This window comes from Mycobacterium sp. NGS11 (assembly GCF_059813315.1).
Window position 1 is genome coordinate 178,840 of record NZ_JCALEJ010000005.1, and the last position, 18,562, is coordinate 197,401.

General features: G+C 67.4%; 19 protein-coding genes and 1 pseudogene. 10 read left to right on the plus strand and 10 right to left on the minus strand.

Annotated features, from left to right (window positions below):
• Positions 1–154: 154 nt before the first annotated feature.
• The 4 genes from AC5Y4T_RS09250 to AC5Y4T_RS09265 form a co-directional block, all read right to left on the minus strand.
• A complete protein-coding gene (locus AC5Y4T_RS09250; RefSeq protein ID WP_499917405.1) occupies positions 155–484 on the minus strand; it encodes a GNAT family N-acetyltransferase in 330 nt (109 codons plus the stop codon).
• Complete coding sequence (locus AC5Y4T_RS09255) at positions 471–1,466, minus strand: pirin family protein (RefSeq protein WP_499917404.1); 996 nt, start codon at positions 1,464–1,466, stop codon at positions 471–473. Before AC5Y4T_RS09255 ends, AC5Y4T_RS09250 begins: the two co-directional genes overlap by 14 nt.
• A 63-nt stretch (positions 1,467–1,529) precedes the next feature.
• Positions 1,530–2,912 (minus strand): acyl-CoA dehydrogenase family protein, encoded by a 1,383-nt coding sequence (locus tag AC5Y4T_RS09260; RefSeq protein ID WP_499917403.1) that lies wholly within the window; start codon positions 2,910–2,912, stop codon positions 1,530–1,532.
• A 93-nt stretch (positions 2,913–3,005) separates the two neighbouring features.
• Entirely contained in the window at positions 3,006–3,422 is a 417-nt protein-coding gene (locus tag AC5Y4T_RS09265; RefSeq protein WP_499917402.1) for a WhiB family transcriptional regulator, read from the minus strand.
• A gap of 143 nt (positions 3,423–3,565) precedes the next feature.
• On the opposite strand from AC5Y4T_RS09265, the gene AC5Y4T_RS09270 reads away from it, so the two are divergent.
• From AC5Y4T_RS09270 to AC5Y4T_RS09295, 6 genes are all read left to right on the plus strand, one after another.
• Entirely contained in the window at positions 3,566–4,348 is a 783-nt protein-coding gene (locus tag AC5Y4T_RS09270; protein ID WP_499917401.1) for a helix-turn-helix domain-containing protein, read from the plus strand.
• Positions 4,345–5,175, plus strand: coding sequence for a C40 family peptidase (locus AC5Y4T_RS09275; RefSeq protein WP_499917400.1), 831 nt, complete (start codon positions 4,345–4,347; stop codon positions 5,173–5,175). The genes AC5Y4T_RS09270 and AC5Y4T_RS09275 overlap by 4 nt, the downstream gene beginning before the upstream one ends.
• A gap of 48 nt (positions 5,176–5,223) precedes the next feature.
• Positions 5,224–5,586, plus strand: a complete 363-nt coding sequence (locus AC5Y4T_RS09280) for a DUF4226 domain-containing protein (RefSeq protein ID WP_499917399.1) — start codon at positions 5,224–5,226, stop codon at positions 5,584–5,586.
• 132 nt (positions 5,587–5,718) lie between these two features.
• On the plus strand, positions 5,719–7,164 hold the full coding sequence (locus AC5Y4T_RS09285; RefSeq protein WP_499917398.1) for a DUF4226 domain-containing protein: 1,446 nt from the start codon (positions 5,719–5,721) through the stop codon (positions 7,162–7,164).
• 45 nt (positions 7,165–7,209) lie between these two features.
• Positions 7,210–7,527 (plus strand): ESX-1 secretion-associated protein, encoded by a 318-nt coding sequence (locus AC5Y4T_RS09290; protein WP_499917397.1) that lies wholly within the window; start codon positions 7,210–7,212, stop codon positions 7,525–7,527.
• A complete protein-coding gene (locus AC5Y4T_RS09295) occupies positions 7,524–7,835 on the plus strand; it encodes a DUF2694 family protein (protein ID WP_499917396.1) in 312 nt (103 codons plus the stop codon). The genes AC5Y4T_RS09290 and AC5Y4T_RS09295 overlap by 4 nt, the downstream gene beginning before the upstream one ends.
• Positions 7,836–7,859: 24 nt before the next feature.
• Here the strand turns inward: AC5Y4T_RS09295 and AC5Y4T_RS09300 are convergent, their stop codons facing one another.
• On the minus strand, positions 7,860–8,003 hold the full coding sequence (locus AC5Y4T_RS09300) for a hypothetical protein (RefSeq protein ID WP_499917395.1): 144 nt from the start codon (positions 8,001–8,003) through the stop codon (positions 7,860–7,862).
• 82 nt (positions 8,004–8,085) lie between these two features.
• Here AC5Y4T_RS09300 and AC5Y4T_RS09305 point away from each other — a divergent pair, with 82 nt between their 5' ends.
• Positions 8,086–9,786 (plus strand): DUF5632 domain-containing protein, encoded by a 1,701-nt coding sequence (locus AC5Y4T_RS09305; RefSeq protein WP_499917394.1) that lies wholly within the window; start codon positions 8,086–8,088, stop codon positions 9,784–9,786.
• Positions 9,787–9,858: 72 nt separating this feature from the next.
• Positions 9,859–10,179 carry a DUF2710 family protein gene (locus tag AC5Y4T_RS09310; RefSeq protein WP_499917675.1) on the plus strand — a complete coding sequence of 107 codons (321 nt, stop codon included), beginning with the start codon at positions 9,859–9,861 and terminating at the stop codon, positions 10,177–10,179.
• A gap of 119 nt (positions 10,180–10,298) precedes the next feature.
• On the opposite strand, the gene AC5Y4T_RS09315 is transcribed toward AC5Y4T_RS09310, so the two are convergent.
• Together AC5Y4T_RS09315 and AC5Y4T_RS09320 are read right to left on the minus strand one after the other, a co-directional pair.
• Positions 10,299–11,072, minus strand: coding sequence for a TIGR03084 family metal-binding protein (locus tag AC5Y4T_RS09315; protein ID WP_499917393.1), 774 nt, complete (start codon positions 11,070–11,072; stop codon positions 10,299–10,301).
• A 50-nt stretch (positions 11,073–11,122) separates the two neighbouring features.
• Positions 11,123–12,455 (minus strand): annotated as a pseudogene (locus tag AC5Y4T_RS09320) (MFS transporter).
• 99 nt (positions 12,456–12,554) lie between these two features.
• Here AC5Y4T_RS09320 and AC5Y4T_RS09325 point away from each other — a divergent pair.
• Complete coding sequence (locus tag AC5Y4T_RS09325) at positions 12,555–13,160, plus strand: YqgE/AlgH family protein (RefSeq protein ID WP_499917392.1); 606 nt, start codon at positions 12,555–12,557, stop codon at positions 13,158–13,160.
• A 20-nt stretch (positions 13,161–13,180) separates the two neighbouring features.
• On the opposite strand, the gene AC5Y4T_RS09330 is transcribed toward AC5Y4T_RS09325, so the two are convergent.
• Together AC5Y4T_RS09330 and AC5Y4T_RS09335 are read right to left on the minus strand one after the other, a co-directional pair.
• Positions 13,181–13,522: a hypothetical protein gene (locus tag AC5Y4T_RS09330; protein ID WP_499917391.1), complete on the minus strand. Its 342-nt coding sequence runs from the start codon at positions 13,520–13,522 to the stop codon at positions 13,181–13,183.
• Between the two features lie 68 nt (positions 13,523–13,590).
• A complete protein-coding gene (locus AC5Y4T_RS09335; protein WP_499952788.1) occupies positions 13,591–14,751 on the minus strand; it encodes an LpqN/LpqT family lipoprotein in 1,161 nt (386 codons plus the stop codon).
• Between the two features lie 185 nt (positions 14,752–14,936).
• Here AC5Y4T_RS09335 and leuS point away from each other — a divergent pair, with 185 nt between their 5' ends.
• Positions 14,937–17,846, plus strand: coding sequence for a leucine--tRNA ligase (gene leuS / locus AC5Y4T_RS09340; RefSeq protein WP_499952789.1), 2,910 nt, complete (start codon positions 14,937–14,939; stop codon positions 17,844–17,846).
• A 6-nt stretch (positions 17,847–17,852) separates the two neighbouring features.
• Here leuS and AC5Y4T_RS09345 read toward each other — a convergent pair whose 3' ends face one another.
• The gene (locus AC5Y4T_RS09345) at positions 17,853–18,524 is read right to left on the minus strand and encodes an SDR family oxidoreductase (RefSeq protein WP_499952790.1); all 672 of its coding nucleotides are present in this window, start codon (positions 18,522–18,524) and stop codon (positions 17,853–17,855) included.
• Positions 18,525–18,562 lie beyond the last annotated feature (38 nt).

Here is an 18,562-nt window from a genome sequence, read left to right on the forward strand (position 1 = left end):
AATTTGGCGAAGTCGCTTACAATTAAATACTTTGGTGCTCCGGAGGGCGAGTAGCCGAGCCTGATAGGCGAGCCACTTTTCGGGTTTGATGCTTCGATGGTTGGGGCACAGCAGCGAGCGACCGCTAAATGTGGCTCACCGCTGAACTTGCCACCTACGAGCGCACCCACTGCGTGATCTCCGGAGTGACCGGGTCGGTGATGTCGTCGAATTCAGGATGCTTCTTGAGCACCGTGCCGATCATCGAGCACACCGGAACGATGCGCTTGCCCTCATCCCGCGCCTCGTTGAGCGCCTCCTCGACGAGGATGGTCGCCAGCCCGCGTCCGCCATACGCCGGATCGATTTCGGTGTGGTAGAAGACGCGCTGATCACCGCGGTCGGCGAAATCGGCCAGCCCTACCGTCTTCCCCTCGACGGCGATCGTGTACTTGCCGTCCTGAAGGCTAACGGTGGCTTCCGCACCGGTCTTATCGGTTGTCATCTGTGCTTCCCTTTCTTTGCGGTGTAGGCCTGGGCCGCAGCCGAGCGGTCGGCAACGGCGGGGCGGGTAGGCGGGCGAGCGCTCCCCGGTATCCCTGGACGGCGCCGAATCGGTCGTCGGCGTCCTCCCACAGTCGGCGGTAATTGACGATGTCCTCGTGGCTTCGTCCGACGAAGTTCCACCACATCACCAATTCTTCGGTGAACGGGGCACCGCCGAGCAGCAGCACCCGCGCGGGTCCCTCCCCCGCGTTGTGCACCTGCAAATGGGCCCGGCCGGGACCTCGGTAGGCCAACTCGGCGATCGCCAGGGCCGTCCCGTCCACGTCTACGGTCCCCGAATCGCACAGCACCCCATGCTCGAAGGCCGGGTCCACGTCGATGTCCAGCGTGGCCGAAGGCTCGAGGTCAATCTGGGCGCCCAGCAACGGCGTAAACGTCGGTACCGGCGATCGGCTGCCGGCCAGCTCGCCCAAGAAGACGCGCGCCTGCGCACTCGCCAGCGCCACGGGCTCGGGCGCGTAATGAGCGAAATCTCGCGCTGTTTCGCGAGCGGATGCGGGCAACGCGACCCAGAGCTGGACACCGTGTAGTCGGGCGTCGGAATCAACCGAAACTTCCGAATGGCAGATGCCCGCCCCCGCGGTCATCAGATTCAGCTCGCCGGGCCGAACGGCCGCACGCACGCCGGCGCTGTCACGGTGCTCCACTTCCCCACCGAACAACCAACTGACTGTTTGTAGTCCCGTGTGGGGGTGCGGAGGAACGTCCATTCGCGCGGCGACCGGCCCGTAATGGTCGATGAAGCACCACGCCCCGACGAGCGAACGCTGCCGTTGCGGAAGGGTACGTTGCACCCGGATCGCCCTGGGGCCGCCCAACGGGACGTCCCGCGGTTGCAGGATTTCCACCGTCGGTGAATCGCCCAGATGTTGTGAAGCAGCACAAGCGACTTCGGCCGGGGCGGCTTCAAGATTGCTCATCCTCCACCCTCCGTCGCGGGCCTCCTCATGCGGCGCCTTCCACCGCGACCGTACCCGGCGTTCTTACTTGCGCGGCGGCCGCAGCACCTTCATGGCAAGCCGCATGACGGGCTCGGGCACGCGATCCTTCACCGACAGGGCGTTGTCGGCGACGCGGGATCGCAGCGGAGTCCCCCGCCCGAATACCCGGTTCAGCGGTCCGCCGGACGGCTCCAGCACCACATGTAGCGGCGGGGTGCCCACGGCGGCGCCCAGCGCGTTGGAGATGACCATCCGCTGAATCTCGCTGGTGCCCTCAAAGATGGTGTACAGCTTGGCATCCCGATACCACTTCTCGACCGGATGATCGGTGATGTAGCCCCAGCCGCCCATGGTTTGGATCGCACGTTCGGTGGCCCTGACCGCGACTTCGCTGGCGGCCATCTTCGACATCGAACCCTCGCCCCGTTCGAAGGGAACGTTATTGGCCGCCATCCACGACGCACGCCAGGTGAGCAGCCGAGCGGCGTCGATCTGGGTCGCCAACTCCGCCAACGGGAAGGCGATGCCCTGGTTGTCGATGATGGGTCCACCGAAAGCCTCGCGTTCGGTGGCGTACGCGGTGGCATACTCGAGCGCCGCGCGAGCGATGCCAATGGCTTGAGCCGCCACCATCGGGCGGGTCTGCTCGAAGGTGCCCAGCGTTGCCGATCCGGACCGTTTTCCACCCGCTACTACTTCTCTGGCTTTGGCGAGCTTGTGTTCGAGCTTCTCTTGTCCGCCAAGCAAATTGGCGCCCGGAACGCGAACGCCTTCGAAGAGCAACTCGGCGGTATGAGACGCCCTGCAGCCCAATTTGTCCAGCTTTCGCACCAGTTTCAGTCCGGGTGTACCACCGGGCACAACGAACAGGGCTTGGCCGCGATGGCCGAGCTCCTCGTCGACCACGGCGTTGACCACGTGAACATTGGCGATGCCGCCATTGCCGATCCACATCTTGTGGCCGTCGATGATCCAGTCGTCACCGTCGCGCCGCGCGTGGGTGCGGAGATTGCGTACGTCACTGCCGCCCTCGGGTTCGGAGATGGCCAGGGCGGCAAGCTTGAGATCTCCTGGTGTGCCGAAACATTCGGGCGCCCATTCCAGCATTTGTTCCGGCGAGGCGGCCTGACCGATCGCTGACAGCGCCAACGCCGGCATGACGATGGCCAAGCCGATGCCCGCGCAGCCCCAGAACAGCTCCTCCATGAACATCGGCAACGAGATGCCGGTTGGATCGCCGATCAGATCGCGGTAAAAAAGCGGACTGTAAAAACCTTGTTGGGCCGCTTCTTCCAGCACTGCCCAGGGAAATTCCTGCCGCTGGTCGTAGTCCAGCGCTACTGGGCGTATTACTGATTCGGCGAACTCGTGCGTACGCCGGGCAAGGTCGTGCTGTGCCGCCGTCGGGGTCAGGTCGAACGTCATGTGGCGCCTCTAGGTCGACAGACTGGTCTTGCCGACGCGGACTACCCCGTTGACGGGCTTAGCAAACTGCCACCACCGGCTTCGGACGAGATGTCAGGCAGCCGAACGAGGTTTGATTTGCGCCAGCGGCAGGTGGAGCACGACCGCCGGGACGGCGACCGACTCGTGTTCGTGGCGTGCCAGCAGAGCCGCGTTCTCGGGCAGTTGTCGAGCATTGACCTCGCCGGCAGCGATACGTCGTAGGACGTCGTGTGCCCGAGCGAGCTGGTCACGCTTGCGGTACTGGCCACCCGGCAGCTTCACCCCGGCCCACACGCCGTACTCCTCGCGGTGCGCGATGGCGTGCGCGGCGCAGCGGCGCTGCTGCGCGAGCGGGCAGCGGCGCAGGCACTGGATGCGAGCCTCGGTGGCCGACCGCTCGTATGCGCGCGCCTTCGCGGCGCCGTCGCCGCCGTCGTCGTCGGGGTAGCCGAACCAGAGTTCCGGATTGGCTGCGCAGGGGTGTCCCATGTCGGTCTCCTTGTCGAGCGTGAAACGTAGGCAGAAGCGTATACATAAGTGGCGGCCGGCCGCAAGAGAAACGTGACAAAAACGTATATAGCGATATCGGAGCCGCTGGCTGTGTAATATCCGGCCCATGGCCGGAGCGTGCGGTGACCCGTGAGTCGGCCGGCGCGGCCATCCGCGCATTGCGTGAATCACGCGATTGGTCACTGGCTGACCTCGCGGCCGCGACCGGGGTCAGCATCATGGGACTCAGTTTCCTCGAGCGGGGTGCCCGAAAGCCGCATAAAAGTACAGTTCAGAAGATTGAGAATGGGCTCGGTCTTCCGCCGGGCACCTACTCGCGGCTATTGGTGGCCGCCGACCCGGAGGCCGAGCTGGCGCGCCTGATGTCCGCGCAGCCACCGGCGCCCATGCCCGCGCGACGCAGCGGCCCGGTGGTGGTTGACCGTCATAGCGACACAGAAGTGCTGGAAGGCTATGCCGAAGCGCAGCTCGATGCCCTCAAATCCGTCATCGATCGATTGCCCGCGACAACATCAAACGAATATGAGACGTATATTCTGTCTGTGATCGCGCAATGCGTGAAGGCAGAGATGCTCGCCGCCAGCTCCTGGCGGGTGGCCGTGAACGCCGGCGCCGACTCGACCGGCCGGCTGATGGAGCATTTGCAAGCTTTGGAGTCGACGCGTGCGGCGCTGTTGGAGCGAATGCCCACCAGCTTGAGCGCGCGTTTTGATCGGGCATGCGCCCAGTCGCCCTTACCGGAGACGATCATCGCCGCCTTGGTCGGCGTGGATGTCGACGAGATGTGGGACATCCGCAATCGGGGGGTGATCGCGCCGGGTGCGCTTCCCCGCGTCCGCGCCTTCACGGAGGCGGTCGAGTCGGGCCGAGACGAGGCAAGCCAGGACGACAAGGGGGCGTCGTGAGTCGATCCGAAATCGCGGCGCTGAGCCGTGCACACCAACTGTTCGCCGGCACCACCCAGCCGCCCTCCCTGAACGCAGACACCGTGCATTTCCGCAACCTGTTGCAGCGAGCCGCCACGTTGAGCGACAGGATGGCCCACGGCGGTTATCAACTCGCGGTGGTGCACGGCCGGCAACGTTTCACCGCGGCGGCTGATACCGACGCCGCGGCCACCGACATCATTGCCGGCGCGCACCGCGATCGAGCACAGGCCGGTGACCTGACCCGAAGGGTCCTGGATGCGGCCCGGGCGGATAACGATTGGCCGGGGACACCGCTGGCCCAGCGGGAGGCCGCGCGCCGACGCGTGACTCGCCTGCGGGCCCAGCGGGCGCATGTGGTGTCGGCGCGCGCGCGTGCGCGACACCGCAACGCCGAACTGCTGGCCTTACGTTATTGGCTCCGGCACGATCGCCGGCTTGGGGTATCGAGATTGCGCGGGCTTCGGAATGATCGGGCCGGACTGGCGGTGCGCGCCGCTTTGTCTCGACTGGGCCGACCTTACGTCTGGGGTGCGACCGGACCCGACCAGTTCGACTGTTCCGGGCTGGTGCAGTGGAGCTACGCGCAGGCCGGTATTCACCTGGATCGCACCACTTATCAGCAGATCAACGACGGCATCGCGGTGCCCCGTTCCCAGGTGCGGCCGGGTGATCTGGTGTTTCCGCACGCCGGCCATGTGCAGCTGGCCATCGGGAACAATCTCGTAGTGGAAGCGCCCTATTCGGGCGCCTCGGTGCGAATAAGCCGGCTGGGCAACAACGTTGCGATCCGCCGACCGGTATGACGAGCCACGACCGCCCGGTGACGCGGGCACGACGACGGGGGTGAGCCGATGACGGAGCAGCCGGGGCCCTCATTCGAGGCCGTCGAGGCGCGGCGGTCGGCGCTGGCGGGTAAGCACGGCATTGCGTCGGAAGCCGATCGGGTGCTGAACGAGGTGCTGACCAGCGCTCACGACGCAGCGCGCGAGAGCGTCAGGCGCCTGGATTCCATCGCCGAGCAGATCGACCACGCAACCGTGAACCAGGCGGACCTCGCCCTGGATACCCCCATGGGCGCACGCGAGTTCCGGAAGTTTCTACTGGACAAGCAACGTGAGATCGCGTCGGTCGTGGCCGAAGCCCGCGAGTTAGGTCAGGCGAAAGCCGCTGTGTTGCAGAGCCTTCGGATCCAGTACGGCGCCGATAGCGGTTAACCCGAAATAGTCCACACCATGCAGCAGAGTGAATTGTCGGCACTTATGCCCCTGAGTACTGTCGCCGGACATGGAGGGGTCGCGTCGTTTCCCGCACCAGCTTTCGGGCAAGCCGCGCCGGCTGTTTGGCTGATGTCGGTCTACGACGACCTGCTTGCCGCGGTCGAATACGTCCGAGAACGCACCGGCGATCCGAGCGCATGGCAGGCGGGATTGGCGCCGGCCGAAGTGACCGCAGCGCTCAACCCGACCACCCGGCCCGAACAAATCGAGGCCATCCTGCGCAAGATCCGCCAACAGCACGCCGTCGTATTCGGCGCCGAAAAGACGGCCAACCCGCCGGCGCGGCCATCCGCCGAAGCGCCGGCACCCCCGGATCGCGAAACGGGCGATGCGGCCGATGCCATCGCTAACGCCGAAGCTGCTCTTGCACAACAGAATTCGGCGAGCTCGCAATTGGACCTGCAGGTAATCTCGGCGATCCTCAACGCGCATTTGCATGCGGTTGACGGCAGCGAAGCCCTCACCAGATTGCAGCACGAGACCGAAGCCGCGGTGCGGATCAGGTCGGACCTGGACACCCCGGCCGGGGCGCGTGACTTCCAGCGGTTCCTCATCGGCAAGCTCCGGGACATTCGCGAGGTTGTCCTGAACGCCAGCCTGGATGACACGTCGAAGTCGGCGTTGATGGCCGCCTGGACGTCGCTCTACGACGCCTCCAAAGACGAGCCGAACGCCGAGGGCGAACGCCCGCGAGCTCCGGCGCCGGCTGACCCTTCGGCCACAGGCGAAGGGACCGATGGCGATGCCGACTGGGATCCGCTGCTGGACTCCTTGTTGGCCGACGATGACGCCCTGTCGGGCGATGTTCCGGGGCCGGATCCGGCCGGTGTGGCCGCGATGCCGGCCGTGCCGCAGCAGCCGATGGCGCCCGCCGTGCCCAGCCTTGGCGGCGGATCGCTCCCCGGGTTTGGTTCTCTGCCCGCATCGATGGCTGGTTGGGAAGGACCCGGCAGGCTCCCGCTGTCCGGGCTGCAGGGCGGTGACGGGACCGAACCTGGTCTGGACGAGCTGGCCGACGAGGAGCTGCCGGACGAGGACCAGAGCTCGCGCGACGGATCGAACGAACCGGGCGACGAGGCCGCTGGGCCGCCACGCGAGGCATCCGATGAACCGTCGGCCCATCCGACAACGGTGACGTTGCCTGACGGGGAAACGGTCACCGCTGCCAGCCCACAGCTGGCAGCGGCGATCACGGCCGCCGTCGGCGGCACCCCGATAGCGGAGGCCTTCCAACAGCAGGGGATGACCATTCCCCCACCGGGAACCGCGGTCGCCAGCCCGATCGATTCCCTGCAGGTTGCGCCCGGCGATATCGGTATGTTCACCGATCGTCACGCGCTCGCCCTCGGCCCCGGCAAGGCGCTTCTGGATGGCCAAATTCAACACATCGCCACCGTGAGCGGGCCCAGCTTCCTAGGCTGGGAGCACCCGCCGGCGTCGAATGCGGCAGTAACGGAGCCGGCCAAGCCTGACCCACCGACACCCACGCGGCCGGCGACTACGTCGACCACCTGACCAAGCTCTCCGGAACAACCGGCGATCGTCAACAGGAGACAGCGGATGGCAGATTCGATTCATGTAGTGCCTGCGCACCTACGTCAGGCTGCCGCGCATCACCAGGACACCTCGGAGTACTTGCGTACCGTTCCGTCGTCGCACGCCGCGATCCAGGAGAGTCTCGATTCCCTCGGGCCGATCTTCAGCGAACTGCGCGACGCAGGCCGTGAGCTGCTCGAACTGCGACGCCAGTGCTATGAGCAGCAAGCTGCTGACCACGCAGATCTTGCCGACAAACTCAACGTATCGGCCACGATGTGGGAACAGCACGAGCAGGAGGCGGCCGGAAAGTTCGGCGACATCGTCGACCGCGGTCGATGACCGACGCGAATCCCGCTTTCGACACTGTCCACCCGAGCGGACACATCCTGGTCCGCTCCTGCCGCGGCGGCTATATGCACAGCGTCGCGCTGAGCGAAGAGGCGATGGACACCGACGCCGAGACGCTGGCGCAGGGCATCCTGCTGACCGCCGACGTGTCATGCCTCAAAGCGTTGCTGGAAATCCGAGACGAGATCGTCGCGGCCGGGCACACCCCGTCCGCAGCGGTCCCGACCCCCCGGGATCTCGATGCGGCCATCGAGAAGTTGCTGGCACACAAACTGCGTCGCCGTAGCGGCGCGATCTAGCGGCCTGGCAGGCGCGCCGCCGACCTAGCGTAAGCGTGGCTTGGCGACGCTGGGATCGGGAGCGATACCCGCTGGCGGCTCTACCGGATTGGGGCCGAACAACTCTCGCGCGCGAGCGAGAAAGGCACGCACCTCATCGAGTTGCTGCTGCAGTGCAGAATCAGCCATGTCCTCACGCTACCCAGGGGCGTGCGACCGCACAATTCACCGACCGCATAAGTCGCCGGCCGGCTCCCGGTACGCTTAGCCAGTGGCGGTCTTCGGTCGGATGTCGGCGCGTCAGCGCCTCCGGAGAGCTACCCGGGAATCACTGGCGACGCCCGCTTTCAGCTCCCCTATCGACTGCACCCCCTGGGTGACAGGCGGGTTGTGGCCTGCCGAACTGTCGACGGTCACCCCCGAAACCGCCACTCTCGCTGAGCATCTCAAGGCCGACCTGCAACGAATTGCGCACGCCGCCAACGACGAGCTGAAGCTGCTGAAGCGATCCGGGATGACCGACCCTGCTCGCCAAGCGGCGGAGGCGCGGGTCATCGACGAGGCACGCGGCCGTGCGGTACGCCGAGTCGAATCGACGATTCGCTATCTGCACGCCATGCGGAGCGGGGCCCAAGCCCCCGCCATTCCCCCACCGAGGCGCGAGCCGTCCGACGCGGATCTGAAGAAGACGCAGGTACTGCCGACAATCCGCGAGGCCAAGCCCGCCGCCGAGGCGCCCGCGCGGCTTCCACCACCCGAGGCAGCCCCACGCACGGGAAGACGGCGGCGTCGCGAGCCCGCGGTCGAGCCGGTCGCCGACCCCGGTACACCGCTGTCAGCCCGGCAGGGAGCGCCTGCCGACGATGCCGCCCGTCGCGCCGCTGAGGTGGCGCATCTCGGCGAGACCCAAGTCATCCCGGTGGTCAAGGACGAACCCGAATCAGCGATGCCCGCGCAGCCCGACCCCGAACCGGCTCCGGACCGGGCCGATTCCGGGCGCCACCACGCGATCGTCGAGCCGGCCGATGAGGATGAGCAGCGCGCGACCAGCGGCCCGGCCACCACCGAGGGTGACGCTGCGGGCGCCGTCGACGCGTTGCACCTCGAGCAGACGCAGGTCATTCCGGTGGTCACACAGGCGCAGCCGGTGTTCGAGGCACCCGTGCAGGGTGCGCCCGGGCCGGCGCCGGACCAGGCCGACTCCGGGCGACACCACGCGGTCATCGATGAGCCGGTCACCGTTGAGCCGACGCCGCAAGCGGTCGCGCAGGAACCGACTGCAGAAGCCGCGCCCGCCGCGGACAGCGACAGGGCCACCTCCGCGACCCACCCTCGCGCCGAAAAGCCGTCAATATCAAGGGGTTTCGACCATGAGCGGCTGAACCGGCTGCTCGAGTTCGTGGTCCGGCAGGAGCCGCGGCTGAATTGGGCGATCGGGGATCGTGCCGACGGTACGACGGTACTGGTCACCGATCTCGCGCACGGATGGATACCTTCAGGCATCACCCTTCCGGCGGGCGTGCGGTTGTTGGGGCCCGAGCGTCGCAGCGGCAGGGTCGCCGCACTGATCGGCGAAACCGTGCGCGCCGTCACTTACGCTCCCGGTGATTCGTTGCACCGCTCGGTCAACTTCGCGGCGACCAAGTCCTCGGTGGAGCCGCGCGCGCTGCCCACGATCGACGATCTGGCGGGCGTGCTGAGCGCGGCCACGCGTGGGCGCGGTGATCTGCCCAAGATCGTGTCGAGGTTGGCGCAAGCAGCCGCCGCCGGAACGGTTGTCGTCGATCAGGAGGTCGACGTACTGCGCGTCCATCTCGACACCTCGCGCTACCAGCTCCTGGTTCAGTATCCGAACGTCAATCCCGCGCTCCTGCTCAAGTGCCTGCTGATGGCCGCCACCGAGGGCATCGCCAGCGGAGATGCTGTGTCGGCGAACTACCACCTCGCCTGGTATCAGAAGCTTGCCGGGTGAGCGCCTGGCAGGTTGGCCGCGAACCTGCTCGCATATGAATTGACGCTGGTCGGAGGGGTCGACGATACTGTCGTGGTGGCGGGTTCGGGCAGTCGCGCGAATCTCAGCGAGAAGGATCTCGTCGAATCGGTTCTTCGGGAACTGAGCGAGGCGGCTGACAAGTGGGAAGCCCTTGTGGCGCACGCCGAAGCGGTCACTTACAGCGTCGATCTGGGTGACGTGTATGCCGTCGCGAACTCCGATGGCCGGCTGCTGAAACTGACCTTGCATCCCGGGGTGATGACCGGATATGGGCACGTCGAGTTGGCCGAAAGGTTGAATCTCGCGATTGCCGCGCTGCGCGAGGAGGCCGAGGCCGAGAACCAGGCGAGTTACGGCGGGCCGCTGCACTGACACGCGCTCATCGACCGGCGCTTGATCGGATGGGGCCCCGGCTCTCTTCGCGCGTTAACGCGCTCATCGACCGGTGCTTGATCGGATGGGGCCCCGGCTCTCTTCGCGCGTTCACGCGCTCATCGACCGGTGCCCGGAGGCCCCGCGAAAGCCTGAGCGATCTCCAACCAGCGCTGGGCGTCGGGGCCCCGGGCCGTGATGTCGAGGGCTCTCAATGGACGCCGTTGGGTGACCAGGAAGCAGAAGTCCTGGGCGGACCCGCTGACCCGCTGCTCGGCTTCGGGCGGCCCCCAGGTCCACGTGTCGCCGCCGGGACCGCGCAGCTCGACCAGAAACGGTTCGGCCGGTGGCACCAAATCGTTGACCGCAAAGGCGAAATCGCGGGTGCGGACTCCCAGGTGAGCGATCGACCGCAGGCGCTCCGTCGCGGGGCGGGTCACGCCCAGGGCGTCGGCGACATCGAGACCGTGCGCCCAGGTCTCCATCAGGCGTGCGGTGGCCATCGACGCCGCACTCATCGGTGGGCCGAACCACGGGAGCTTGCGACCGGACTGCACCGTGAGCAGCGCGTCGTGCAGCCGCGCCCGCGTGAGCCGCCACTCGGCGAGCAGCTCGGCCGGCGCCAGCGCCGCCAGCTCCTCGGCGCCGTGGTCGACGAAGCCCGCCGGGTCGGCGGCCGCGTCCGCCAACACCTCGGCGAACCCAACCTCGTCGGTAACCGCGATCAGAGCCACCCGATCGGTCCACAGCAAGTGGCCTATCTGGTGTGCGATGGTCCAGCCGGGCGCCGGCGTCGCCTCGGCCCAGCGGTCGGGCGACAACGGCGCGACCAGCTCGTCGAGCGCGTCGCTTTCGGCGCGCAGGTCGTCGACCATGGGGGCGGGACCGGTCATCGCGGGCCTGGACCGTCGGCCGCGGCCATCGCACAATTCACGTCTGTACCTTAACGATCGCTCGCTGGGCCGCCGCCGCGCCCGATGATGCCGTGCACGACCAGGCCGATCAGGTACAGCACCGATCCGAACAGCGCGAAGGTGGGCGCGTGCCCGTCGTCGGGAATCAAGATGCCGGCCACCGTGATCGAGACGATGAACGCGACCCAGAACAGCGCGTCCTGCACGGCGAACACGTGCCCGCGAAGCGCGTCGTCGACGTCGATCTGGATCGCGGTGTCGGCACAGAGCTTGACCATCTGCCCGGTGATGCCCAGCAAGAAGCCGCACGCGACCATGATCGGGACGAGCAGCTCGGCGCCGGCGACCTCGATGATCGCCGACGTGGCCAGCGCGCCGTTCGCCGTCGCGTAGCGCCCCCACCGGCGGATCGCGGGTGGTGTCAGGACGTTGGCCAAAAAGGCGCCCAGGCCCGCGGCGCCGAAAAACATCAGGGCGGTGCCGAATCCCCCACCTTTCAAGTTGGGCATGTGATGGACCAGCAACAAGACCAGCAGCGAGTTGATGCCGACGACCATCCGGTGGGCGGCCAAGCCGGACAGGGTGGCGGCGACCGTAGGACGCTGCGCCACCGTGCGTGCGCCGTGCAGCCAGCCGGTGATCACCGCGTAGATGACGGGTCCGTGGATCGCTCGCCGGGTGTCGTCGGGGCCCAGCACCCGCGCACCGAACCGCCAGGACAACAGCAACGCGATCGACACGGGAATCGCCGTGAGGAACACGATCACCGAGGCGCCCTTGTCGCTGGCCCCCAAAATGAATCGGGGCACCAGCATGAAGTTTGCGCCGAAGAACGCCGCGATGGCCCCGGCCGCGGTGGCAACCGAGTTCATCGTCACCACCTGCTCGCGCGGCACCACATGCGGCAGCGAGGCCGACAGCCCGGACCCGACGAACCTGGCCAGACCGTTGGCGAACAGGGCGCCCAGCAGCAGCGGCACATCACCAGCCCGGACCGCCAGGATCGTGCCGATCGCGACGAAGAGGATCAGCCGGCCCACGTTGGCGCCGACGAGCACCAGCCGCCGATCCCAACGGTCCATCAACGCCCCGGCGAACGGACCCAGCAGCGAATACGGCAAGAACAGAACCGTGAAGGCGCGCGCTATGGAAAGAGGATCGGCGGCCCGATCGGGGTTGAACAGCAAGGCACCGGCCAGTGCCGCCTGAAACAGACCGTCACCGAACTGGCTCGCGACACGCACCTGCAGCAGCCGCCAGAAATCCGGCAAGCCGCGCACCGACCGCCACACTTCAACGGGTGCGCTGGACTGCATCCGGGTAGGGATCACCGAAACCGACTTCCACGATTGGGGCTGACAATGCTCGCGCGATCAGAGCCGTCCAACCACAGTACAAATCTCCGTGGCCCACGGTCTCGATTGGCCCGGGCCACGATGCGCCGGATGCGATGATGGTGGGGTGCCGCCGCCGGAGGATCCAGAGGACTACGTCGCACCCGCCGCGCAACGGGTGCGTGCGGGCACTTTGCTGCTCGCCAACACCGACCTTCTCGAACCGACGTTTCGGCGCAGCGTGATCTACATCGTCGAGCACAACGACGGAGGGACGTTGGGCGTCGTCCTGAACCGCGCCAGCGACACCGCGGTGTACAACGTCTTGCCGCAGTGGACCAAGTTGTCGGCCAAGCCGAAGACGATGTTCATCGGCGGGCCGGTGAAGCGTGATGCGGCGCTGTGTCTGGCGACGCTTCGCGTCGGCGCGGACCCCCAGAACGTGCCCGGCTTGCGGCATGTGGACGGGCGGGTGGTCATGGTCGATCTCGACGCCGATCCCGACGTGATCGCGCCTTCGGTGGAAGGGGTGCGGATCTTCGCGGGGTACTCGGGCTGGACTATCGGTCAGCTGGAAGGCGAGATCGAGCGCGACGATTGGATTGTGTTGTCCGCCTTGCCATCCGACGTGCTGGTGGGTCCGAGGTCCGACCTGTGGGGCCAAGTCCTGCGTCGCCAGCCGCTGCCGCTTTCGCTGCTCGCCACCCACCCCATCGACATCAGCCGGAACTAGGGCCTCTCCCCCGGCTCAGATCAGTGGCACGACTGCGTGCATCCGGCGCAGCTGCCGGCGCAGGCGGGCGCGGCCGCTTCCTGGCGCAGCGCGAAGCGCGCGCTCTGCCACGAGCCGGCGGCCAACGTTCCCAGCGCGCCCACCACACAGACGACGAGCACAACCAGCGCGGTGTCCGGGACCGCGGCCACCGCCACCGCGCCACCCGCCGCCAGCATCACGGCGGCCGCCAATTGTGTCGGCGCCATCGCGCGCAGCGCCAATGCGGTGGCGCCGAAACTCCGGTTATGCGCCAGCGACCAGGTGCCGAACCCCGCCGAGACCACCGCCGCACACACGCACAGCACGCCCGCAATCAGCATGGGCTCACAATACGAGCCGGTTCACCGGCCCACGCACCCGGCTCTGCGGGCGCCGGCGCGGTCGTCGTTCAGTGCTGAAGGAACGAGAAGTTCGGTAGCGGGGGCAGTCCCGGCAACATCGCCAATAGGCTGGGTGTGCGCTGCGGATTTGCCGCCGGCGCCTGCGCGGGAAGCCCGACCGGGGCCGCGGGTGACGTCTGGGCCAGCGGTACCAGCGGAGCGGCACCGGGTGCCGGGGCGGCAGGCGCGGCTGGGGCCACTGCGGGTGCCGGGGAAACCGGAACGGCGGCCGGTGCCGGAGCGGCAGGCGCGACCGGTGTAGCCGCGGGAGGCTGGGCGGGCAGCCCGACCGGAGAGGCGGCGGGAGCCTGGGCCGGCGCCGGGGCGGCCGCGCCGGGGGCGCTGACGCGGAATCCATTGATGATGGCGTCGGTGGCGGGCGCGTCGGCGACGCTCACCGCGCGATCGGTGGTCACCGACAGCGAAACCAGGTACTTGTCGTGTCCCGACGTGGCAATGACGTGGCGCCGCGACGTGTTGAGCGTCAAATCGCCGTCGCGGTAGGTGCCTTCGACGACTGAGGACGGGAAACCGCCGAAATCGGCCATCGATGCGTTGGTGGGCTGCCAGGCCAGCAGCTTCTGACTGTCGACGTAGCCGTGGGTGATGGCCTCTCTGGGGTCGAAGGCACCGACGAGTTTGTACACCACCACCTGGGCATTCGATGAATAAATGCTGCTGCCGTGCCGGTCGGCGATGACCGCGAACGCATCGGGGACGTTGGGGTCGGGCACCTGGGACCAGCGCGGGGGCATCGGCAGGGTGATGTCGAGTGCGTTGAAGCCCTGGGGCTTTTGCGCCTCCAGCTTCACGCCCTTCGACTGCAGGAATTCGTGAATCGTTCCCGACGTCGCCGGAACCGGGGCCGCCGCCGGAACCGCGGCCGGAACCGCCGGGGGGACCGCGGCCGGAACCGTGGTTGCGGGGGCCGGGGCGGTGGCCCGCGGGGCAATCTGATTGGCGGCCGGCGGGGCCGCGAGGTATCGGCTCGGTGGCACGAGCTCTGGCCCGAGGTTCTGAGGTGCCGGCGCGGGGACCGTGGGGGCGGGCGCCGGCGCCGGGGGCAACGGGTCTGCCGACGCCGTGCCGCCCGCGACAACCGCCAGGCCGATCAGGCCAGCGACCACACCGCCGAGGAGCGCCCGGTGGGCGGGGACGATCTCAATCATCTGCGTCGGTCCTTCCAATGGCTCAAGTACCAGAAGCCGTCGATAGTGGCTGACTGTAACTAGAGGTCAAAGGCGGTGAACAGGCTCGAAACACACCTGGGATGAACCTCTGATCGGCGCGCAACGGAACCGAGACCAACCTGTAGCCCGGCGGGGCCGCTGGGGTTCCCTTATACCCTGTTCAGGTGACCGACTCCCCGACCGCTTCGCCGGCGAGCAGCTCTGGCGCCGCCGTGCCCGAATCTGACGCGCCGCCGCATCGCTACACCGCGGCGTTGGCGGGCCGTATCGAGGCCGCGTGGCAGGAGAACTGGGCGAAGCTCGGGACGTTCAACGTGCCCAACCCGGTCGGTTCGCTGGCTCCGGCAGATGGAGCCCCGGTGCCCGACGACAAATTGTTCGTGCAGGACATGTTTCCCTACCCGTCGGGGGAGGGGCTGCACGTCGGCCACCCGCTCGGCTACATCGCAACGGACGTGTACGCCCGTTACTTCCGGATGACCGGCCGTAATGTGTTGCATGCGTTGGGGTTTGACGCCTTCGGGCTGCCCGCCGAACAGTACGCGGTGCAGACCGGGACCCACCCGCGCACCCGTACCGAGGCCAACGTCGTCAACTTCCGGCGCCAGCTGGGACGCCTGGGCCTCGCCCATGACAACCGGCGCAGCTTCTCCACCACCGACGTCGAGTTCTACAAGTGGACCCAATGGATCTTCCTACAGATCTACAACGCCTGGTTCGACACCGCCGCCAACAAGGCCCGACCCATCGGCGAGCTGGTCGCCGAATTCGCTTCCGGTGCCCGCGGCCTCGAGGACGGGCGCGACTGGGACGCGCTGTCGGCGGGGGAGCGGGCGGACGTCATCGACGCCCACCGACTGGTCTACCGGGCCGACTCGATGGTGAACTGGTGTCCCGGTCTGGGCACCGTGCTGGCCAACGAAGAGGTGACCCCCGACGGCCGCAGCGATCGCGGCAACTTCCCGGTGTTCCGGAAACGACTGCGGCAGTGGATGATGCGAATCACCGCATACTCCGACCGGCTGCTCGACGACCTCGACGTACTGGATTGGCCCGAGCCGGTCAAAACCATGCAGCGCAACTGGATCGGCCGGTCCACCGGCGCCAAAGCGCTGTTCGCGGCGACCGGCGCCGACGGCGAGACCGTCGATGTCGAGGTGTTCACCACGCGCCCCGACACTTTGTTCGGCGCCACCTACCTGGTGCTGGCGCCCGAGCACGGCCTGGTCGACAACTTGGTGGCGGCCGCATGGCCGGACGGCACCGATGCACGTTGGAAATACGGCGCCGCCACACCGCGCGAGGCCGTCGCCGCCTACCGGCAGGCGATCGCATCGAAGTCGGACCTCGAACGCCAGGAGAGTAAGGCGAAGACCGGCGCCTTCCTGGGCAGTTACGCCGTCAATCCCGCCAACGGGAAACCGGTGCCGATCTTCATCGCCGACTACGTGCTGGCCGGTTATGGCACCGGGGCGATCATGGCGGTTCCCGGTCACGATCAGCGCGACTGGGACTTCGCCCACGAGTTCGGGCTGCCGATCGTGGAAGTCATTGCCGGCGGTGACATTTCGGAGGCCGCCTACGCCGGCGACGGGGTGCTGGTCAACTCCGGCCACCTCGACGGATTGGCTGTGGCCGCGGCCAAGGAGAAGATCACCGCGCGCCTGGAGGCTGAGGGTCGTGGCTGCGCGCGCATCGAATTCAAGTTGCGCGACTGGCTTTTCGCCCGGCAGCGCTACTGGGGCGAACCGTTCCCCATCGTGTACGACACGGACGGGCGTGCGCATGCGCTCGGCGAAGCCGCGCTGCCGGTCGAGCTGCCCGACGTGCCGGACTACTCGCCCGTGCTGTTCGACCCCGACGACGCCGACAGCGAGCCGTCGCCACCGCTGGCCAAGGCGACAGACTGGGTGCACGTCGAGCTGGACCTCGGCGACGGCCTCAAGCCCTACAGCCGCGACACCAACGTGATGCCGCAGTGGGCCGGCAGCTCCTGGTATGAACTGCGCTACACCGATCCGCACAACTCGGAACGGTTCTGCGATAAGGAGAATGAGGCCTACTGGATGGGTCCGCGGCCGGCTGAGCATGGGCCGCAGGATCCCGGTGGCGTCGATTTGTACGTCGGCGGCGCCGAACACGCGGTGCTGCATCTGCTGTATGCGCGGTTCTGGCACAAGGTCCTCTACGACCTGGGCCATGTGAGCTCTCGGGAGCCCTATCGCCGGTTGGTGAACCAGGGTTATATCCAGGCCTTCGCCTACACCGACGCGCGCGGCTCGTACGTCCCTGCGGAAGAAGTGGTCGAGCGGGACGGCCGGTTCCTCTACCCGGGACCCGGGGGAGAGGTCGAGGTCTTCCAGGAGTTCGGGAAAATCGGTAAGAGCCTGAAGAATTCGATATCACCCGACGAGATCTGCGACGACTACGGCGCCGACACGCTGCGGGTCTACGAGATGTCGATGGGCCCGCTGGAGGCCTCGCGCCCCTGGGCGACCAAGGACGTCGTGGGAGCCCACCGCTTCCTGCAGCGCGTGTGGCGCCTAGTGATCGACGAGCAGACCGGTGACACCCGCGTGGTCGACGGCCCGGCACATGAGTTGGCGACCGACACGCTGCGAGCACTGAATCGGACCGTTGCCGGGGTCGCGGAAGACTATGCCGCACTGCGCAATAACACCGCTGCGGCCAAGTTGATCGAATACACCAACCATCTCACCAAGGAGCATCGCGACGCGGTGCCCCGGGCGGCTGTCGAGCCGCTGGTGTTGATGCTGGCGCCCCTGGCCCCGCATATGGCCGAGGAGTTGTGGCTGCGACTGGGCCACCAGACCTCGCTGGCGCACGGCCCCTTCCCGGTCGCCGATCCCGCCTATCTGGTCGACGACACGATCGAATACCCGGTGCAGGTCAACGGCAAGGTGCGCGGACGGGTGCTGGTGGCGGCCGACGCCGATCAGGACACGCTGAAGGCCGCCGCGCTGGCCGACGAGAAGGTCCAGGCGTTTTTAGCGGGTGCCAACCCGCGCAAGGTGATCGTGGTCCCGGGCCGACTGGTCAACCTGGTCGTGTAGCGGCACCTAGCGCTCGGCGGGCCGCAGCACCACCTCGTGCAAGTGACCGTCGGGCGGGGTGGCCACCGCATTAGCGACGGCGGCCGCGACTGTTTCAGGCTTCAGGAAGTCGGCCGGGTCATAGCTGCCGCCCTCGAACTCGACGAGTTCTCGCTGCATGTCGCTGTCGGTCCGTCCCGGATAAACGGTCGTCACTTTCAAGTCCGGTTCGCCGCTGCGCAGCGAATCCGCGAAGGCGCGCAGCGCGAACTTACTGGACGAATAGGAGGCCATACTCCGCGAAGCGGTCCGGCCGGACCCGGAATTGATGAACACCACCCGCCCGCGGGCGCGCCGCAGCGCCGGCAGCAGCGCCAGCGTAAGTTCCACCGGTCCAAAGACGTTCACGGCGAAGGTGGCACGCCAATCGTCGACGTTGGAGTCGGCGACAGTGCCGGGTATGGACACCCCCGCGTTGTGCACCAGCACGTCGAGTTCGTCCACGATTTCGCAGGCGGCCTGGATATCGCCGGAGTCGGTGAGATCCAGGGGAAACGTGGTGGCCCCCAGTCGCTGCGCGACCGCGTCGAGCCGATCGGACGGGCGGCCCGCCAGCAGCAAGGTGTGCGTGGGTGCCAGCGCTGCGGCGATGGCCGATCCGATACCGCCGCCGGCGCCGGTGATGAGTGCATTGGGCATGTCCTGCAGTTTACCGATGTCCCAGGATCAACTGAAAA